The following is a 17,519-nucleotide window of genomic DNA, read 5'->3' on the forward strand; positions in this document are numbered from 1 at the left end:
TCGACCCCGTGCCTACCCCTGGTGAGAGGAAGAGCGGTGCGAGGAGCCACCAACACTTTCGTGCGCGCGTGCGTCGCGTTCGCCTTGGCGGTGCTGCCCGTCCTGGGCGGCCAGGGCGTGGCCGAGGCGCACGCCTCCGTCGTCTCGACCAGTCCGACCGGGTGGGACGTGCTCGCCGCGTCACCCGCCGAGGTGTCGCTGACCTTCAGCGAGCCGGTGGACCTCGGCCTGGCCGCGATCCGGCTGCTGGGACCGGGCGGGGACACGATCACCACCGGTGCGCCCACCCACCCGGCGGGCCGGCCCGAGGCGGTGGTGGTCGCCGTGCCCAGGGCGTTGTCGGACGGGACCTACACCGTCGACTGGCAGGTCACCTCCGCGGACACCCACCCGATCCGCGGCGGGTTCGTCTTCAGCGTGGGACAGCCGTCCACGTCGTCGGCCGCGGCGGCGGCGCCACCGGCCGGCCCGCACACCGAACCCGACCGGGCGGTCGTGCTCTCGTACGGGACGGCCAAGTGGTTGTCCTTCGCCGGGCTGGCGCTGCTGGCCGGGGCGGCGTTCTTCGCCGTGTGGTGCCAAGCCGGCACCACGGTCGGCAGGCGGGTCCGCGTGCTGCTGGCCGGCGGGTGGTGGTCCCTGCTGGCGGCCACCGTCCTGGTGCTGCTGCTGTACGGGCCGTACGCGACGGGCCGGCCGCTGTCCGCCGCGCTGGACCCGTCCCTGGTCGCCGCCACGGCGAGCACGCGGCTGGGCCTGGCGATGCTCGCCCGCCTGCTGGTACTGGTGCTGGTGGGCGTCGCCCTCCGGTGGTTCTCGCGCCACCGGCACGAGGTCGCCGACCCCCGGCGTCGCGGCGTCGCGGTGCTGGCGGCCACGGCCGTGCTCGCGGCCACGTGGAGCGCGAGTTCCCACAGCGCGGGCGGCGACCTGGTCGGGCTCGCGCTGGTGGCCGACGCGGCCCACCTCACCGCGATGGCCGTGTGGCTGGGCGGTCTCGTGGTCGTCGCGGCCGTGGTCGTGCGGTCCGACGACGTGCCCGCGATGCGCGTGGCGGTGCCCCGGTTCTCCCAGGTGGCGCTGGTGTCGGTCCTCGTGCTGGTGGCCACCGGGCTGTTCCAGTCCTGGCGGCTCGTGGGCACCCCGTCCGCCCTCGTCGGCACGTCCTACGGGCGGGTGCTGCTCGGCAAGGCCGTGCTGGTGGTCGTGCTCCTCGCGCTCGGCGCCGCGGCTCGGCGCTGGGTGCAGCGCCACTACGGCTTCGCGGTGGTCACGGTGTCGGACAAGCGCCGGGCGGCGCGGGGACCCGGGCACGCGCAGGTCCGGCGCTTCGGGGCGGTCGTCGTCGCCGAGGCGGTCATCGCGACCGTCGTGCTGGGGTTCACGGCGGTGCTGGTCAACACCGAGACCGTCGCGGTGCAGCAGGCCGCGGCGACCAGCCCCGCCCCACCGCCGACGCGGCCCGCCCCCGCTCCCGGCGAGCCGGTCACCGCCGACTTCGACGCCGGTGGGGCCGCCGGTCGCGGCAAGGTCGCGGCACTCGTCGCGCCCGGCGCGTCCGGTGGGCGCGAGCTCCACGTGGCCGTGCTGGACGAGCGGGGGCAGCCGAAGGCGGTCGCCGAAGTGCGTGCGTCGCTGAGCCACCCGGAGCGGTCACCGGCGCCGTTGCCCGTGCCGTTGCGTTACGGTGGTGCACCAGGACATTACGTGTCGAACGCGTTCTCCGTGCCCGTATCCGGAGCATGGTCGTTGTCGTTGGCCATTCGCACGTCCGATGTCGATGAGGCCATCGTTGACGTTCCCGTGGGCATTCCCTGATCCCCGCGCACGCGGTGATGAGCCGAACGGACGGTGACGCGATCATGCACCCCCAAGACGCACGCAAGTTACCCCCCGACGCCCTGGAAGCCCTGCGCCGGCGCGCCATCGCGGCGGTCGAGTCCGGGGCTTCCCGGGCTGAGGTCGCGAGGATGCTCGGCGTGTCCAGGCAGACGATCAGCACCTGGCACCGCGAGTACCGGGCGAGGGGGGAGGAAGCGCTGCAGAGCAGACGAAGAGGGAGACGGCAGGGCGAGCAGCTCGCGCTGTCGTACGCCCAGCAGCTGTGGACGATCCGGACGGTGACGACCCGCGGTCCCGAGCAGGCCGGGCTGAGGTACTGGCTGTGGACGAACCAGGCGCTGGCCGAACTGGTCAACAACCGGTTCGGCATCGCCCTTTCGGTCACGACGGTGCGCAACTACCTCATCCGGTGGGGTGTGCTCACCGAGTCGGTCCTGTCCAACCGGCTCGGTGACCGCCGCGTCGAGCAGCTTGCGAGGTCCGCCGCCACCGCGCCGGTCGGCGGTGAGACGTGGTGGATCGACCGGTCGCCCACCCACCAGCGGACCGGTCCTCGGCTGGACGCGGCCGGCACGGAGGTCGGCACGGAGGTCGGCGGGCAGGAGGTCGGCGGGCAGGAGGTCGCCGTGCTCTACGCCGTGTCCACGCAGGGCACGGTGCTGTTCTTGTCCACTGTGGACCCGTTCGACGGCTCCCAGGTGGCGGAGTTCTTCACCCGACTGCTACGCCAACGCAACCGCCCGCTCACCATCGTGCCGGGCTGGCGGCCGACGCGCGGAGCCGAAGCGGTCACCGCGTGGACCGCGCGGCACGCGGACCGGGTGTCGGTGCGGTTCGCGGTCGAGGAACCGGTGAACGGGCCGGTGCTGCTGGAGAAGCTGTCACTACCGGTCCCGCCGCACGTCGGCACGTCCTGACGAACCGTGCTGGCCGGCGCCGCCACGCCGGCCAGCCACGTCCGTCAACGTCGGGAGGACCGCTGCCACAGCGCGTGGATCACGGGTAGGGCGACGGGGAGCACGATCAACCAAGCCCATCGAGGTGCCGTCGTCCGCATCGGGTCGAGAGGTCTCGGCGCGCTCTCCTTCGGTGTCGGGATTGCCATCGGTGCTTCGGATGTGGGGTGTCACAGTCGGCCACAGGACCTGACCTGTGGTTAGGCTGCTGTGGGTTCGTACTCGTTGATCAGGCCGCCGAGGACTGGTCGGCGGCGTATCGAGGTGCAGTCCGGCTCTGCGGTCGGGTGGTCTGGGGGTGGTGGTGGGGCGCAGGCGCTTGAGCACGCGCCGTACGGTCGAGTCGGCCACCCGGTGGCCGAGCTTGAGCAGCTCACCCTGGATCCGTCGGTAGCCCCACGCGGCGTTCTCCCGGGCCATCCGCTCGATCATCGTCACCACGGCGTCGTCGACCGGCGGTCGCCCGGTCCGGTTCGGGTAGGTCGACTTCTTCGCGACCAAGCGTCGGTGCCATCGCAGGGCGGTGCCCGGTGTCACCAACCGGTGCGCACGCAGCAGTCGTGGCAGGCGCCGTGTCAACGCGGTGAGCAGTGCGCGATCGGCCCATTCCAGCCTCGGGCGGGGAGTGGTCCGGCGCAGCACGCCGACCTCGTGCCGCAGTACCACCACGCCACGTCCTTGGCCGCGCAGGACCGGCCGAGCAGGACCAGCCAATCACCGAGTCGGACGAAGATCAGGTACAGCGCCGTAACGCCACACCTCACGATCGTGCCCTGAAGGTCCAGCGTGCGCGATCGTCGCAGTGCAGAGTTCTGACACCCCGCAGGCCGATATGCACGCGAGCCTTTGCGGTGTCAGATGCGGCCGGTTTCGTGGGCCCACATGGCGACCTCGACGCGGTTTCGGGCGCCGAGCTTTCGCATGAGGCTGGCGAGGTGGGCTTTGACGGTGCTTGGGGTGATGCAGAGCTCGCCGGCGATCTCATTGTTGGTGCGGCCTTGGGCTACCGGCACGAGGACTTCCTCCTCGCGGGCGGTGAGCGGTTCTATCGGCTGCCTCGGTGGTGAGGTCCGTGCGTGGGCGAACGCGGCGAGCAGCCGGACGGTGACGCTGGGTGCGATCAGTGCGTTTCCGTCGGCGGCGGCGTGGATGGCCTGGGTCAGCAGGGTGGGGCCGGCGTCCTTGAGCAGGAACCCGCGGGCGCCGGCTTTGAGCGCCCCGTGGACGTACTCGTCGAGGTCGAAGGTGGTGATGACCACGATCGGCAGGGGATCGGTGACGTCGGGGCCGGCGAGGCGTCGGGTGGCTTCGATGCCGTCCATCAGCGGCATTCGGATGTCGAACAGGCCGACGTCGGGGCGCAGCTGGAGCGCCAGGCGGACTGCCTCGCGCCCGTCCGCGGCCGCGCCGACCACTTCGATGTCGGGCTGGGCGTCGAGCAGCATCGTCAGCCCGGTGCGCACGATGAGCTGATCGTCGGCGATGAGGACCCTGATGCTCATCGTGGCGTCCCGGTTCGAGGCAGGACCGCCTCCACCCGCCAGCCGCGCTCGGCGGCGGGGCCTGCGTGGAAGGTGCCGCCGAGCAGTGAGACGCGTTCCCGCATGCCCACCAGGCCGTAGCCTGCTGGGGCGCGGCCGCCGGCGGCGGAGCCGTCGTCGTCGATGGTCAGCCGTACCTGGTCGGTGTCACCTGTGACGACGACGGTGACCTGGGTCGCGTGGCGGGCGTGCCGTCGAGCGTTGGTGATGGACTCCTGGGCCAGGCGGTAGATCGCCGCCCCGACCGCCGGGCTGAGGTCGTCGAACTCGCCGAACAGCGTCACCTCGACGCAGGGACCCGTCTGGCCGTCAGCGGCGAGCTGCTCGACCTCGGCCACGCCGGGCTGCGGCGCGAACCCGGTGTCCTGTGAGGCGCGGAGCACGCCGACGATGGCGCGCAGCTCGGTGAGGGTGCGGGTCGCTGCGTCCTCGATGACGGCCAGGGCCTCGACGGCACGCTCGGGGTGGGAGGCCGCGATGGCACGTCCTGCTTGGGCCTGGATGGCGATGCCCGAGACGTGGTGGGCGACGGTGTCGTGGAGCTCGCGAGCGAGCTGTTCGCGTTCGCGGGCCTTGGCTTGGTCGATGTCGCGGATGCGGATCTTCGCGCGATAGCGGATCGCGGCGCCGAGCGCGGCGGCGAACAGGAAGAACGCATATCCCGCGACCGCCTCCGCCGGGGTGGTGGGGTCGGCGCCGTGGGTGGTGATGACGGCCAGCCAGAGCAGGATGACGCCGAGGCCGCTTGCGGCTTCCCGACCGGAGCCCCACCGGAACAGGGCGTAGGCCATGATCAGCACCGCAATGCTGCTGTTCAGCAGGGCGCCTTGCGACCCGGTGAGAATTCTGACGACGTCGACGATCGTCAACGTGCCGCAGGAGACCGCAACCGCGACGAGCGGGTGCGTGCGTCGCCACAGCAGGGGGCCGAGGACCGCGAGCACCGCGGGCAGCAGCAGCGGGCGTGGCGCCAGGTCCTGGCGAAGCACCACTTCCACCACCGACCAGCAGATCAGTACTGCGACCAATACCCAGTCCCGCGGCCCCCGGCCCGGGGCATTCGTGGGTCGAGGTTCGGCCCACAGCGAGCGGAGCGCGTTGGTGGCCATCTGATCAGCCTAGGCACCCCGCGTGCTCGGTGCCTCCGCCAAAAGTACAAGAGCCCGGCTGTGCCGACGGCCAGGTCGAACCAGGCTCCGCGGCTGATGTGCCCGCCGCCGGCATCCGTGAAGGTGGAAGCACCCACCCGATCAAGCCAAGGAGCACTGATGAGAACGCCTCAATCCCACACCGCACCAGAGAATCCGCCGTCCCGGAACACGCTGGAGGAGCTGCGCATGCCCGTGCGGGCCAAACTCGCAGCGGCATGGACCAGCTTCATGTTCCTCTACATCTACGTCGACTACCTCGCCCTGTACAAGCCCGGCTTCCTCGACGACCTCCTGGCCGGCGTCGTCTACGAGTTCGACACCGGCCCAACCTTCGTCGCCATCGCGCTCGCACTCATGGCCATCCCGATCCTCATGATCCTGCTCTCCGTGACACTGCCCGCCCGTGTCAACCGCACCATCAACCTCGTCGTCGCAACGCTCTACATCCCCGTCTCGATGTTCAACGCGGCAGCGGAGACTTGGACCTACTCCTACTTCTACGGCCTCTCCATCGGACTTGAGGTGCTGCTCCTGGCGTTCATCCTGCGCTCCGCCTGGACCTGGCCACGCCGCACCGCATCACCGGCGACCCTGGCAGCCGGCCTCGACAGCGAGCCACTCCGCAGGCCGCAGCAGGCGTGACTGCCCCTGTGCTTGCCGAGAATGTCGTCCGTGGTCAACGGCAGGCCGGACGCGCGACTGTTCACCGGGCCACGTGGCGGGCGCATCTCCACGGGGGTACTGCGCGACGCCACCCACTGGGACGAGGTCGTGACCAAGCTCGGTTACGAGTACCTGCGCCGACACGACCTCCGCCACACCGGCCTGACCTGGCTCGCCGACGGCGGGGTACCGGTGCACCACCTCCAGCGGATCACCGGTCACGGATCGCTCACCACGACTCAGCGGTACCTGCACCCCGACAAGCGGTCGGTCACCGACGCGGGCGAGCTCGGTCCACCACACCGTTGGTGATCGTCCGCACCGGCAGGTGACCAAGCGTCGCCGGCCCAACCGCGAGTGTTCGCGGCGTCGGCCTTCGGCGAGGCCGTCCTGGTCTCGTGGCTGCGCGTGTACGCCCTGGCAGTGGGTCGGGCACCCTGGTCCTCGGCGACTTCGTGCCGGCGACGCTGACCAACAGGTCACGTGGTGCTCGCGGATGCGGACTAGAGCCTGCGCGGTTCCGTCGCATGATCGTGGGGAGTTCAGCGACGAGCCGGTTTTGCGGCGGGTGTCAGCCATTTGACGGTGGGGCCGGCGCCGATGCCGTGCAGCACGACGCTGCTGAGGACCACGGTGACGGTGACGAGCAGGCGACCGTGGCGGTGTAGGTCAGCAGCGGCACCAGCAGCACGACGACGCGGCCGGACTGTTCGGTCAGCCAGCCCGAGCGGTGCGCAGCGGTCAGCAGCAGCGCGAGTGCCGCACCGAGCAGGAGGCCGGCGATGAGGGCCTTGAGCGCGAAGGGCAGCACGGTGGCCAGCGCGGAGAGCGGTGTGCGTTCCTGGGTGTGGTCGCCCGCCAGGATCAGCGCGAAGAGGAACAGCGGCGAGATGATGCCGTCGTTGTAGCCGCTTTCCACGTTGAGGACGCTGCGCACCCGCGACGACAGACCGCGATCGCGCACGACCCGTTCGGCGGGGGCGAAGTCGATGGGCACGACCACGCCGGCGAGCAGCAGGAGCACCGGCCAGGGCAGGCCGGGGAACAGTCACCAGCCGAGCAGCATCGCCGCGACGAGGCTGAGCGGCATCGCGATGAGCAGCACCCTGGCCGCAAGCCCCGGTGAGCTGCCCCACAACCGTCCGCCGCGAACCTCGGTGGCGTCCACGAACAGCAGCACGGCGAGCACGATCTCGGCCATGTATAACATCGCCTGGGTGTTCAGCGCGATCTCGATCGACTGTTCGTTGACCAGACCGATGACGACACCCGCCGCGACGATGACGACCGGTGCACCGAGGTTCCACCGGTCCAGCCGGGACGCGGCGAGGGAGCGGACCGACATGGCGATCGCGATCACGAGCAGCAGCGAGTTCATGTGACCGTGCTTCGTGAGGCGGCGTGACGGACGGGAAGTGTACTGTCCGCAGGACCATTGTGGACACTCGACCTTCCGTCATCCCCCAGGTGGGGGGTGTTGCCGGGTCACCTGGCTGGAAGGTTCAGCTGGTTCGCCGGTGCCGTGCGACGTGCGACGTGGCTGATGATCGTGGAGCCGGTTCGCGGCGGTGTTTTCGCCTGCCCGGATCGCATTTCAGCCACGAACAGAGAAGACGGAGTTGCTTACCGTGCGCACCCCGATCGACCGCGCGACCTGGCGAACGCTCCTGGGGTACGCAAGACCGCAGCGGCTTACCATCCTTTTCGGAGGGACGCTCGTCCTGCTGAGCGGTCTTGCCGCCGCCGTACAGCCGCTGACGGCCAAGGCGCTGGTGGACCGGCTGGGCTCGGGTGACGGGATCACCGGTCTGCTGGCGCTGCTGGTCGGCTTGGCGCTGGCCGGTGCCGCGATCGCGATGGTCGGTGACTACCTGCTGGAACGTGCCGGCGGAGTCGGTCGTGCTGGTCGCCAGGAAACGGCTGGCCACGCGGCTGCTCTCGTTGCGCGTGCCCGCGGTGCAACGCACCGAGCCAGGAGACTTGCTGTCGCGGTTCACCGGCGACACGACGTTGCTGCGCGAGGTGTGCACGCACGCCCTCGTCTCGCTGGTCACCGGCTCGGTGACGACCGTGGTGATGGTCGTCATGATGGGCGTTATGGACCTCGTCCTGCTGGGCGTCACCCTGGCCGTGCTCCTGGTGGTCGGCCTGCTCGCGCTGGCCGGGATGCCGATGATCGAGAAGGCGTCCCACGCCGCCCAGAGCGCTGTCGGTGAGACCGGTGCGCGGCTGGAGCGATCCCACTGTCCACTTTGGTTGCTCTCCTGTTGTTCCTGTTCTACCTGCACGAGCCGATCGGGCAGTTGCTGCACGCCGGTAGCAGGCTGCAGATCGGGCTCGCCGCGGTGCGCAGGCTCAGTGAGGTCGACCAGATGGCGGCCGAGCCGCTCGGCACCGGTGACAACGAGGTCGCGGGGGAGGGCGGAGCTCGCCTGACGTTCGTCGACGTCCGGTTCCGCTACGGACCGGACCGGCCGGAGGTGCTGCGTGGCGTGAGCGTCGACGTCCCCGCGTCGGGCATGACCGCGTTCGTCGGTCCTTCCGGTGCGGGCAAGTCCACGCTGTTCGCGTTGATCGAGCGGTTCTACGAGCCATCGGCCGGGCGGATCCTGCTGGACGGCCGCGATCTGGCGGACTGGGATCTGGCCGCCCTGCGTGCGGGCATCGGCTACGTCGAACAGGACGCGCCGCTGTTGTCCGGGTCGTTGCGCGAGAACCTCGTCTACGGGCGCCCGGAGGCGACTGACGAGGAGATTCGCGATGTGGTGGCGCAGACCCGGCTGGACGCTCTCGTCGAGCGGCTGCCCGACGGGCTGGACACCGCGGTCGGGCATCGCGGCACCTTCCTGTCCGGTGGTGAGCGGCAACGGGTCGCGCTCGCCCGTGCGCTGCTCAGCCGTCCGCGGTTGTTGCTGCTCGACGAGATCACCTCGCAGCTGGACGCCGCGAACGAGATGGCGATCAGGGACGTGGTCACCACCGCGGCGAAGACGATGACGGTGCTCGTGGTGGCGCATCGGCTGTCGACGGTGGCGCAGGCGGACCGGATCGTCGTGCTGGACAACGGAACCGTGCGTGCTGCCGGCACTCATGACGAGCTCGTCCGGAGTGATCCGATGTACGCCGACTTCGCCGCCACTCAGCTGCTCATCGACGAACACGCCCGATGAGCGTGGTCATCCGTGTGCTGTGCCGACGGTCGAGATCGGGAGCCGCAGCCGCAGCTGGAAGCCGCCGTCGGGCGTGGGCCCGGTGTGGAGTTTCCCGCCGAGCAGTGCGGCGCGCTCCTGCAGTCCGACGAGCCCGTGCTGTGCGCTGGGCAGGGCGAGGTTCGGCCGGGTGGGCCGGGTGTTGGTGACGGTGACGGTGAGGTCGGTGTCGTCGTGGCTGATCTCGATGGTGGCCCCGGCGCCGGGGGCGTGCTTGCGCACGTTGGTCAGCGCTTCCTGGATGGTGCGGTAGATGGCCCGCTGCACGGGTGGTTCGAGCCCCTCCGGTGCGGCGCCGACCAGCCGGGCGTCGATCGCGCTGTTGCCGATGAGGCGTTCGAGGTCGGTCAGCGTCGGCTGCGGGGTGAGCTCGGTCGACGGTGTGCCCGAGGCGCGCAGCAGGTTCACCATGTGGCGCAGCTCGTCGAGCGTGTTCACGGACAGCTGCCGCACAGTGCCGGCCGCGTGCTTGGCGTCCGGGTCCGTGGTGCTGACCATGAGCGCGCTTGCCTGTACCGCGATCAGGCTCACCTGGTGGGAAACGACGTCGTGCATCTCGCGCGCGAGCTGGTTGCGTTCGCGGGCCAGGATCGCCTCGGCGTCGAGCCGCCGCTCGTGCTCCCGTGCTTCCTTGACCTCTTCCAGCCGCAGGGCCAGCTCGCGCCGGGACAGCAGAAACTGGCCGAGGAGGATCGGCGCGAGCGCGGTCATCGTGGCGTAGATGACGCCGAGCAGCGTGTGGAAGTCCCAGATCGACGGGGCGAACTCCGACATCGGGAAGATGAAGCCGGCCGCGGCGAGGAACCCGCACCCCGCAAGCAGCCACGAGTCGCGATAGCGGCTGGAGACCACGTAGAGAGCGACGATCGCCGGGACGATGGTGCCGGGGAACAATAGCGCCGGCAGGGTCGCGAGGAAGGACGGCAGCGGCCGGCGATCGCGCGCCAGGAGGGCGAGCACGGCGATCGCGATCGTGACGAGCCCGTGCGGGTCGTTCTCGGCGATCGTGGTCAGCACTCCCTCGGCCACGGCGACCGCGAGCAGCACGGCGTCGACGAACCGGCTGGACGTGCGGGAGCTCACGGCGACTCCCCGCTGTCGTCGAGCAGGCCGGCCCGCTGCGCTACCAGAGCCGCCTGCACCCTGCTGCCCACGCGCAGCTTGGTGAGGATGGCGCTGACGTGGTCCTTCACCGTGCCGACGCTGACGTGGATCCGGGCGCCGATGTCAGTGTTGGACAGTCCCTCCGCGATCAGCACGAGCACCGTGCGTTCGCGTTCGGTCAGCAGCCCGACCTGCTCGGTGGCCGCCGAGCCCGCACCGGAACCGAGGTAGCTGTCGACGACCGTGCGGGTGACCTTGGGGGAGAGCACCACACCGCCGCTGACGAGCGTGCGCACCACCTGCGCGAGCTGCTCGGGCCCGGTGTCCTTGAGGATGAACCCGGCCGCGCCCGATCGCAGGGCCGTGGCGATGTACTCGTCGGAGTCGAACGTCGTCAGCATCGCCACGACCGGCGGCGGCTTGAGGCCCTGCAGCTGACGCAGGATGGTGAGGCCGTCGACGTCCGGCATCCGGATGTCGAGCAGCACGAGGTCGGGTTTGAGCAGACTGATCTCGCGCACCGCTTGCGCGCCGGTGGGCGTGGCGACGACCTCGATGTCCCCGGCAGCCTGGAGGATGAGGCGGAAACCGGTCCGCACGAGCTCCTCGTCGTCCACGACGACCACCCGGATCATGTCACGCTCCCTTGTGGATACTGCACGCGTGCAGTATCGCCGAGACCTCCGCGGAGTCGCCATACGGGACCTGGCGGTTGGGGCCCGGCCGACCGGCAGGTCCCGACCAGCCGGTCGGCCGGGGCTCAGCGGATGTACTTCGCCGGCTTGGTGGCGAGGTTGAGCAGGTGCTCCAGCGGTCCCTTGCGGAAGAAGCGAGACCAGGTGAAGGCGAACAGCATGGCGCCGAAGATGAACACGAGCACCGGCGTCCAGGACGTCTGGGACTCGGACCCGGCGGTCACGCCGGTCACGGATGCACCGGAGGCCCCGGCCATCTGGGACGACAGCAGGAAGTGGCCGACGTAGGCGGTCAGGGACATGGTGCCCACGGCGATGATCGGTGCGGCCAGGCGCTGCAGCAGCGGCAGGCGGTCGAGGGCCGTCATCGCGAGCACGATCACGGTGATCGCGACTCCGACGCAGCCGATGATGTCGAACGGCATTCCGCTGTGCGGCCCTGAGGTCAGCAGTGACCAGGCCGAGCCGATGGTGTTGGGCGGTGCCATGCCACCGATGGCGTCGGGCTGTGCCATGTCACCGACGGGACCGAAGTCCTTCGGTCCCTTGCCCGTGCCCGAGCCGCCGGGACCCCTGGCGCTCTGCATCTCCGCGGCTTCCCGGACGCCGTCGATCAGCTTGGCCAGCAGCCAGGAGGTGCCGTAGGCGAACACGGCGAGGGCGGGACCGAACACGGCCAGCCGCTTGCGCACGGCGCCGGAGGACACGTCCAGTCGGCCCAGCGCCATGCCGGCGATGATGAACGCCATCCAGGGGATCGCGGGGTAGAAGCCGGTGAGCAGGAGGTCCAGCAGTCCCGCGCCGCCGAGTTGGGCGAGTGGGTCGTAGGCCTTCATGGCGGCCCTGGTCGGTTCGGTGATCAAGGACTTGAGGCCGAAGGCCAGCAGCGGCCCGACGACGGCCATCCCGGCCGCGATGATCGCGAGCGTCCTCGCGTTCAGGCGCAGCAGTGGCATTGCCAGCAGGAAGAAGAGCCCGTAGGAGGCGAGGATCACCACGTCGCCGTAGAACGTGATCATCACGGTGCCCAGGACGAGCAGCATCACGGCTCGGATCGCGATCCGAGCCTTCGCCCGTCGTCCGGCCACACCGGTCTTCGGCTCGAGGCGGCCTGCGATCAGCATCAGCGAGAACCCGGCGAGCGTGGCGAACAGGGCCGACGAACGACCCTCCGTCAGGTGTCGCACCCAGCCTCCGACGCCGCTCGCGTTGGATGCCGAGGGGCCGAGGTGCACGACGTACATGCCGAACACGGCCAGCGCGCGGGCCAGGTCCAATCCGACCAGGCGTCCCATCGAGGGGACGGGCTCTGTCGGCGTGGCGGACTCTGTCGGCGTTGTGGACTGGGGAGGCGATGTCTCCGGCGCAGCTGAGGTGTCCTGCGGTGGTGGCATCTGTGTCATGCGGCAACTTTGGCGACGAGGTGGGTGACGGGACCATCCGTCAGGTTGGGGTGCGGACTCCCCCACCCGGCCGGACTTTTCGGGCCGACCGCGTTCGCGATGCGGGGCAGCCACCGAGCTGTCGAGGGAACCCCGATGGCCGGTGCAAGTGGGGCGGCCGTTCCCGGCCGCCCCACCTCGTGCACATCGAGTTGATCTTCCCTGGCCGGTCGTCAGCGGTGTGGGCCGGACCTGCGGGAAGGTCCACCCGACGGTTCGGGCAACGGTTGAAGATCGAGCTAACCCAGCCGGGACCTGTACCGGTTCCAGTGCTGCACCCCCTCTTCCACACCCGTCCGGCCGGGTCGCGGTGTCGCCGGTAGCTGCGGTGCCCCGGAGGATCCACAGGGTGGCGACGTCGGCCTTGCCGTCACCGGTGAAGTCGCCCGTCACGCCCGACGTCGCGGTGCTGCTCTGCGCGTGGGGGTCGACGACCAGGGAGAGGCTGTAGGCCTGGAGAACCTCGTTCACCGGCTGGAAGTACGTGGTGCCGCCCCGCGTGCAGTCGCCCGAAGTGCCCGAGGTGACGCCTTGGGCCTGGTCGCCGTTGAGGAACGGCCCGCCCCAGTCGCCCTTCTCCGCGCAGGCAGAGGTGCGGGTGAGGCCGTGCAGCGGGTCCGGGACGTCGACGTACCGAACGGTCTGGTTCTTCGCCTGGAGGATGCCGCACCGCCACCGGGTGGTCGACCCCGACCGGCAGACCGACGCACCGAACAGCTCGGCATCTTCACACACGGACACGCCGTTCCGCTGAACCCCGAGGGGACGAGCAGCGACCCGACGTGGCCGGCAATCCGCGACTACCTCGTCAACCACTACGACGGCGACGGCGACGACCCGTTCTGGGGCGAGAACGTCTGGTATCGCATCGACCCCAGCTGGATGGTCGCCTACAGCACCGACCCCGCCGGGCTCCTCGACAACAACCCGTGTTCGTTGATGCCGGCTTCGGCGCCGTCTGGATTCGTGGTGGTGCCGAGGATGTGCACGTAGCGGGTGGCGGCCTCCATCACGAAGAACACGTGAACCCGTTTGAGGGTGGCGGTGCAGTCAACGTGGAAGAGGTCGCCGGCCAGCAGGCTTGCTGCCTGCGCGCGGAGGAACTGTCGCCAGGTGGTGTCGGTGTCGTGGTGGGGCGCGGGTGGTACCCGGCAGCGCTTGAGCACGCGGCGAACCGTTGACGCGGCTACCCGGTGGCGGAGCTTGAGCAGATCGCCTTGGATCAGGCGGTAGCCCTCAGTCGGTGTGCTCGCGTGCCAGCGTTGGACTGTCTCCGGGCGTACCAGCAACCGAAGCCGACGAAGCGGGCCGACCGGAAGTAGGTCCACGGATGAGGACTACTTGAACAGCGACAGTTCCGCTCGTTCTACAGCTCCTGGCCGAAAGCGTCCAGTTGCCGTTGTACGCGTTGGGCGTCGGTGTCGCGGCCTTGTTCCCGATACAGTTCCAGCGCTTCCCTCCACACCGCGCGGGCCCGCTCGTGCTCGCCGAGGGCGCTGTAGGGATGACCGAGGCTGTCGAGGGTATTGGCAGTCTGGTAGGTGTGACCGAGAGCGCGGTCCAGGTCGAGGGCTTGGTGGTAGTGGTGGACGGCCTGCCGGTGGTTGCCGGTGTGGTGCTCGATGTAGCCAAGGCTGTCCAGGGTATCGGCCTCGCCGTCGGGGTTTCGGTGGCGGCGGTGCAGAGCCAGGGCGGCTTGGCAGTGTTCGCGAGCGGTTTCGTAGTCGTCCAGGCGGGCGGTGAACCATCCCAGCAGGTTGAGCGTCGATGCTTCCCATACCGGGTTGTTCAAAACACGGTAGAGGTTCAGAGCGCTTCGCGTGTGTTCGAGGGCCATGCGGTCGTCGCCGCGCTGTTCCCACGCCTGTACGAGTTCGTGGTGGGTGTGTGCTTCCTGGGTGGTGTCGTGGTGCTGCTTGGCCAGAGCGAGTGCCTGGTGCAGGTGCCGAATAGCCTCATCGTGTCGGACTAGCCGGGCCTGGGCGGCGCCGAGGTGTCGATGGGTGCGGATGAGGGTGCTGGGGTCGGACAGATGGCCGGCCGAGTCCAGCGCGGCCCGCCACGCCGCCACGTCGTCATGCAGGTGTCCCCGTCGTCGGTGGAAGTCGGTCAGGATCCACGCCAGGGACCAGGCGGTGTGGTGCTGGTGCTGTGCAGCGGCGGTGTGCTGGGCGGCGAGTAGGTGGGGGTGTTCGGCGTCGAGCCAGGCCAGTGCGGCTCGCTGGTCGGGCAGTGGGTGTGGGCGCACGTCGGGTGTGGGTGGCCCCAACGGGGTCAGGGCGGTGTGGGGATCCACGAGTCGGGCGGCGGCGTCCGCGGTGTGGAGGTAGAAGTCGACCACCCGCTCGAGCGCGGCCCGCCGGACTGGCTCGGGTAGGTCTTGGGCAAGTGTGGTGGCATAGGAGCGGATGAGGTCGTGCATGGCGTAGCGGCCATGCGGGCGCCGGTCGATCAAAGAGGCGTCTTCGAGGACGCGCAGCACTTGGCGCGTTCGTGCCGCCGACATTCCGATGAGGCAGGCGGCGGCGGACATGCCGGTGTCCGGGCCGGGGGCCATGCCCAGCAACATGAACGCCTGCCGCTGCTCGGGTGTCAGATGACGGAGGGACCAGGACAGCACGCCGGGAAGGCCGGCGGAGGGATCGGTGTCGTGGTCGAGTACCTCCAAGCCCAGCTCGCGAAGTTCTGTGGCGAACTCGGCCAACGGGACAGTCGGATAGGTGGCGGCATGGCGGGCGGTGATCGACAGCGCCAGCGGATAACGCCCGCACAACTGGATCAGTTCGTCGGTCGCCTCGATTTCGGTGGCCACCCGGGCCTCTCCTAGGCGTTCGGTCAGCAGGGCACGGGCTTCTTCAAGAGACAGGATGTCCAGTTGCAGGTGGCGGGCACCGTGCCGCTCGATCAGCGAGGCGAGACTGCTGCGACCGGTGATCAAGGCCATGCAGGTCGGAGTACCGGGCAGCAGCGGGATGACTTGGTCGGCGGTGGCGGCGTTGTCCAGCACGATCAGCATTCGCCGCCCGGCGATCAGGCTGCGGTACAGCGCTGTTTGGGTGTCGAGACCGACCGGTAGGCGGTCGGGGCCGACGCCGAGCGCGTCGAGGAAGCCGCGTACCGCTACCGCCGGGTCGAGAGGCGGGCTGTCGGGACTGAAGCCGCGCAGATCGACGAACAGTTGCCCGTCGGGAAACTGATCCACTTGGCGATGGGCCCAATGCAGCGCCAGCCAGGTCTTGCCGATTCCTCCGGCTCCGCCCAACGCGGAGACTACCGCCGCCCTGTCCGTCCCAGGCGCGCCGTCGGCGGGTGTCAAGGCACGGTCCAGGACGGCCAGGTATTCCTCACGCCCGACGAACATCGCGGGCGCCCCGGGTAATTGCCGGGGCATCACGCCACTGCCGCCGGGTGCGACCGGGTTCACCGGCCGATCGAGCACGGCCGAGTCGGCGGGATAGGGATGGTCGGGCAGGGCGATCCAGGCGGTGTCACGGACCTCCTTCACCTCCACCGCCACCGGTCGGAAAGTGGCCGGGTCGAGCGCGGCGGAGTGGCGGACGACCTCGTCGAAAATCCAGCGCGACACGACAAGCGCGACCAGAGCCGGCGAGCCCGCGAGCGCTTCCTTGACCGGCGGTGCGTCCAGCAGCCGGAAGGCCGTCGTCACCGCAGTCGAGGTGACGCCGTGGCCGTCGAAGACCACCTCGCCGGCGTGCACCGCCACCCGCAGCCGGGTGTGCTGCGCGGCTGGACTGGTGTCGTTGTGTTCCCGTAAGGCCTCCGCTAACACCGCCGGTAGCACTTCCACCAACGGCGCCTTGGCGAACTCGGGAGGTACGAGCACGAACACACTGTCGCCGCGGTCCTCGTGATAGCAATCCACCCACGCCACCCCGGCCGCACGCAGCGCGTCGCCCATCATCCGGTACAGACCCGCCCGGGTGCCGATCTGGTGGGGCAGCGTCCGACGCGGATCACCGAACCCCTCCACGTCCACTACGACGATCGTGCGGTGTACGGCCTGACCGGGATCCACCGTCTCCGCCCTCCAGGGCATCCTGTCGGGTCTGCTGGCGAAGTCGGTTGTACCGCACAACCGACTGCCGTCATTCCCGAACCAGGACACACATCGCCCGATCGGTCGCACAGCTTCACCTGCATGGCCAGGCGGCGTCGGTCCTTCTTCCCACGCCAAGCTCCGCAGCGGACCAGTTCAATGCTCAGTACGACTGAGGTTCCTCCCGGTAGCGACCCGGATCCGGACCGGCGAGGGCGCCTTATGGCTCGCGCCTGTGCGCGACGCGTTCTCGTTGAAGATCGAACTGGTCTACCGGCGGTCCTGGCCCGCCCGCTACGAAGCCGGGAACGAGCTCTTCCGCTACACCGATGGGGTCTACAACACCGAACGCGTCCAGAAGGACTTCGGCTGGCTCAGTCCGGCCGAGTACGAAGCCTCCTGGCACACCGCCCAAGCCGAACCGACTACCGTCCCGGCATCACCCGCCTGATCCAGGTAACAACCGCCTCGGGTTATCGGGGGAACCCCAGTTCGCTGTCGAGCTGGTGCAGTCGGGCTGCTGGGATCGTGTCCGCGCACTGCGGGTTATGGCCCTAATCGCGGGTCCGCGAGCTGTTGTGGCAGGTCATGGGCTTCTTTATCGATTTCGGTAAATATTCCTGGTCGCGGTGACTGCTTGTCGCGGATTCACTCGGTCGGTCGTGTCTTCGGTTGCCGGTTTTCCGCTTCAATGGCACGGCACCGTCGTCTCGGCGGTGGTTTGATCACTTTGACATCCGGGGGGATGTTCATGCTGTTCGGTGGGGGATCTCTGACGTTGTAGTCGCTGAGTGCCGGTGGGCGAGAACGAGTTCGTCCGGGTGGCTCCAGGGTCTTCGTTCCTGTGGTCGCGTCCTGG

15 protein-coding genes and 2 pseudogenes are annotated in these 17,519 nt (G+C 69.5%); 7 read left to right on the forward strand and 10 right to left on the reverse strand.

What is annotated here, in order from left to right:
• Positions 1-36: 36 nt before the first annotated feature.
• Entirely contained in the window at positions 37-1,818 is a 1,782-nt protein-coding gene (locus ACYVLT_RS12750) for a copper resistance CopC family protein (RefSeq protein ID WP_461120345.1), read from the forward strand.
• Positions 1,819-1,862: 44 nt separating this feature from the next.
• Positions 1,863-2,759 (forward strand): helix-turn-helix domain-containing protein, encoded by an 897-nt coding sequence (locus ACYVLT_RS12755; protein WP_461120346.1) that lies wholly within the window; start codon positions 1,863-1,865, stop codon positions 2,757-2,759.
• An 893-nt stretch (positions 2,760-3,652) separates the two neighbouring features.
• Here the strand turns inward: ACYVLT_RS12755 and ACYVLT_RS12760 are convergent.
• Complete coding sequence (locus ACYVLT_RS12760) at positions 3,653-4,300, reverse strand: response regulator (RefSeq protein WP_461120347.1); 648 nt, start codon at positions 4,298-4,300, stop codon at positions 3,653-3,655.
• Positions 4,297-5,448 carry a sensor histidine kinase gene (locus ACYVLT_RS12765; protein ID WP_461120348.1) on the reverse strand — a complete coding sequence of 384 codons (1,152 nt, stop codon included), beginning with the start codon at positions 5,446-5,448 and terminating at the stop codon, positions 4,297-4,299. Before ACYVLT_RS12765 ends, ACYVLT_RS12760 begins: the two co-directional genes overlap by 4 nt.
• Before the next feature lie 159 nt (positions 5,449-5,607).
• On the opposite strand from ACYVLT_RS12765, the gene ACYVLT_RS12770 reads away from it, so the two are divergent.
• Entirely contained in the window at positions 5,608-6,132 is a 525-nt protein-coding gene (locus ACYVLT_RS12770; RefSeq protein WP_461120349.1) for a DUF6326 family protein, read from the forward strand.
• Positions 6,133-6,153: 21 nt separating this feature from the next.
• Positions 6,154-6,465 (forward strand): tyrosine-type recombinase/integrase, encoded by a 312-nt coding sequence (locus tag ACYVLT_RS12775; protein WP_461120350.1) that lies wholly within the window; start codon positions 6,154-6,156, stop codon positions 6,463-6,465.
• A 259-nt stretch (positions 6,466-6,724) separates the two neighbouring features.
• On the opposite strand, the gene ACYVLT_RS12780 is transcribed toward ACYVLT_RS12775, so the two are convergent.
• Both ACYVLT_RS12780 and ACYVLT_RS12785 read right to left on the reverse strand, forming a co-directional pair.
• The gene (locus ACYVLT_RS12780; protein WP_461120381.1) at positions 6,725-7,201 is read right to left on the reverse strand and encodes a cation:proton antiporter domain-containing protein; all 477 of its coding nucleotides are present in this window, start codon (positions 7,199-7,201) and stop codon (positions 6,725-6,727) included.
• Positions 7,202-7,531: a hypothetical protein gene (locus ACYVLT_RS12785; protein ID WP_461120351.1), complete on the reverse strand. Its 330-nt coding sequence runs from the start codon at positions 7,529-7,531 to the stop codon at positions 7,202-7,204.
• A 521-nt stretch (positions 7,532-8,052) separates the two neighbouring features.
• Between ACYVLT_RS12785 and ACYVLT_RS12790 the strand changes: the two are divergent.
• Together ACYVLT_RS12790 and ACYVLT_RS12795 are read left to right on the forward strand one after the other, a co-directional pair.
• Positions 8,053-8,328, forward strand: a pseudogene (locus ACYVLT_RS12790) (ABC transporter transmembrane domain-containing protein); the annotation flags it as partial.
• 77 nt (positions 8,329-8,405) lie between these two features.
• Complete coding sequence (locus ACYVLT_RS12795; RefSeq protein WP_461120352.1) at positions 8,406-9,323, forward strand: ABC transporter ATP-binding protein; 918 nt, start codon at positions 8,406-8,408, stop codon at positions 9,321-9,323.
• A gap of 6 nt (positions 9,324-9,329) precedes the next feature.
• Here ACYVLT_RS12795 and ACYVLT_RS12800 read toward each other — a convergent pair whose 3' ends face one another.
• The 6 genes and pseudogenes from ACYVLT_RS12800 to ACYVLT_RS12825 all read right to left on the reverse strand — a co-directional run bounded on the left by ACYVLT_RS12800 (position 9,330) and on the right by ACYVLT_RS12825 (position 16,600).
• Complete coding sequence (locus ACYVLT_RS12800; protein WP_461120353.1) at positions 9,330-10,445, reverse strand: sensor histidine kinase; 1,116 nt, start codon at positions 10,443-10,445, stop codon at positions 9,330-9,332.
• On the reverse strand, positions 10,442-11,101 hold the full coding sequence (locus ACYVLT_RS12805) for a response regulator (RefSeq protein ID WP_461120354.1): 660 nt from the start codon (positions 11,099-11,101) through the stop codon (positions 10,442-10,444). Before ACYVLT_RS12805 ends, ACYVLT_RS12800 begins: the two co-directional genes overlap by 4 nt.
• 125 nt (positions 11,102-11,226) lie before the next feature.
• Positions 11,227-12,456: a heparan-alpha-glucosaminide N-acetyltransferase domain-containing protein gene (locus ACYVLT_RS12810; RefSeq protein ID WP_461120382.1), complete on the reverse strand. Its 1,230-nt coding sequence runs from the start codon at positions 12,454-12,456 to the stop codon at positions 11,227-11,229.
• Positions 12,457-13,119: 663 nt separating this feature from the next.
• Positions 13,120-13,419 (reverse strand): annotated as a pseudogene (locus tag ACYVLT_RS12815) (S1 family peptidase); the annotation flags it as partial.
• Positions 13,420-13,493: 74 nt separating this feature from the next.
• Entirely contained in the window at positions 13,494-13,769 is a 276-nt protein-coding gene (locus tag ACYVLT_RS12820; RefSeq protein WP_461120355.1) for a hypothetical protein, read from the reverse strand.
• A 200-nt stretch (positions 13,770-13,969) separates the two neighbouring features.
• A complete protein-coding gene (locus tag ACYVLT_RS12825; RefSeq protein ID WP_461120356.1) occupies positions 13,970-16,600 on the reverse strand; it encodes an ATP-binding protein in 2,631 nt (876 codons plus the stop codon).
• Between the two features lie 295 nt (positions 16,601-16,895).
• On the opposite strand from ACYVLT_RS12825, the gene ACYVLT_RS12830 reads away from it, so the two are divergent.
• Positions 16,896-17,111: an IS3 family transposase gene (locus tag ACYVLT_RS12830; RefSeq protein ID WP_461120357.1), complete on the forward strand. Its 216-nt coding sequence runs from the start codon at positions 16,896-16,898 to the stop codon at positions 17,109-17,111.
• Positions 17,112-17,519 lie beyond the last annotated feature (408 nt).

It is taken from the genome of Saccharothrix stipae, assembly GCF_054781895.1.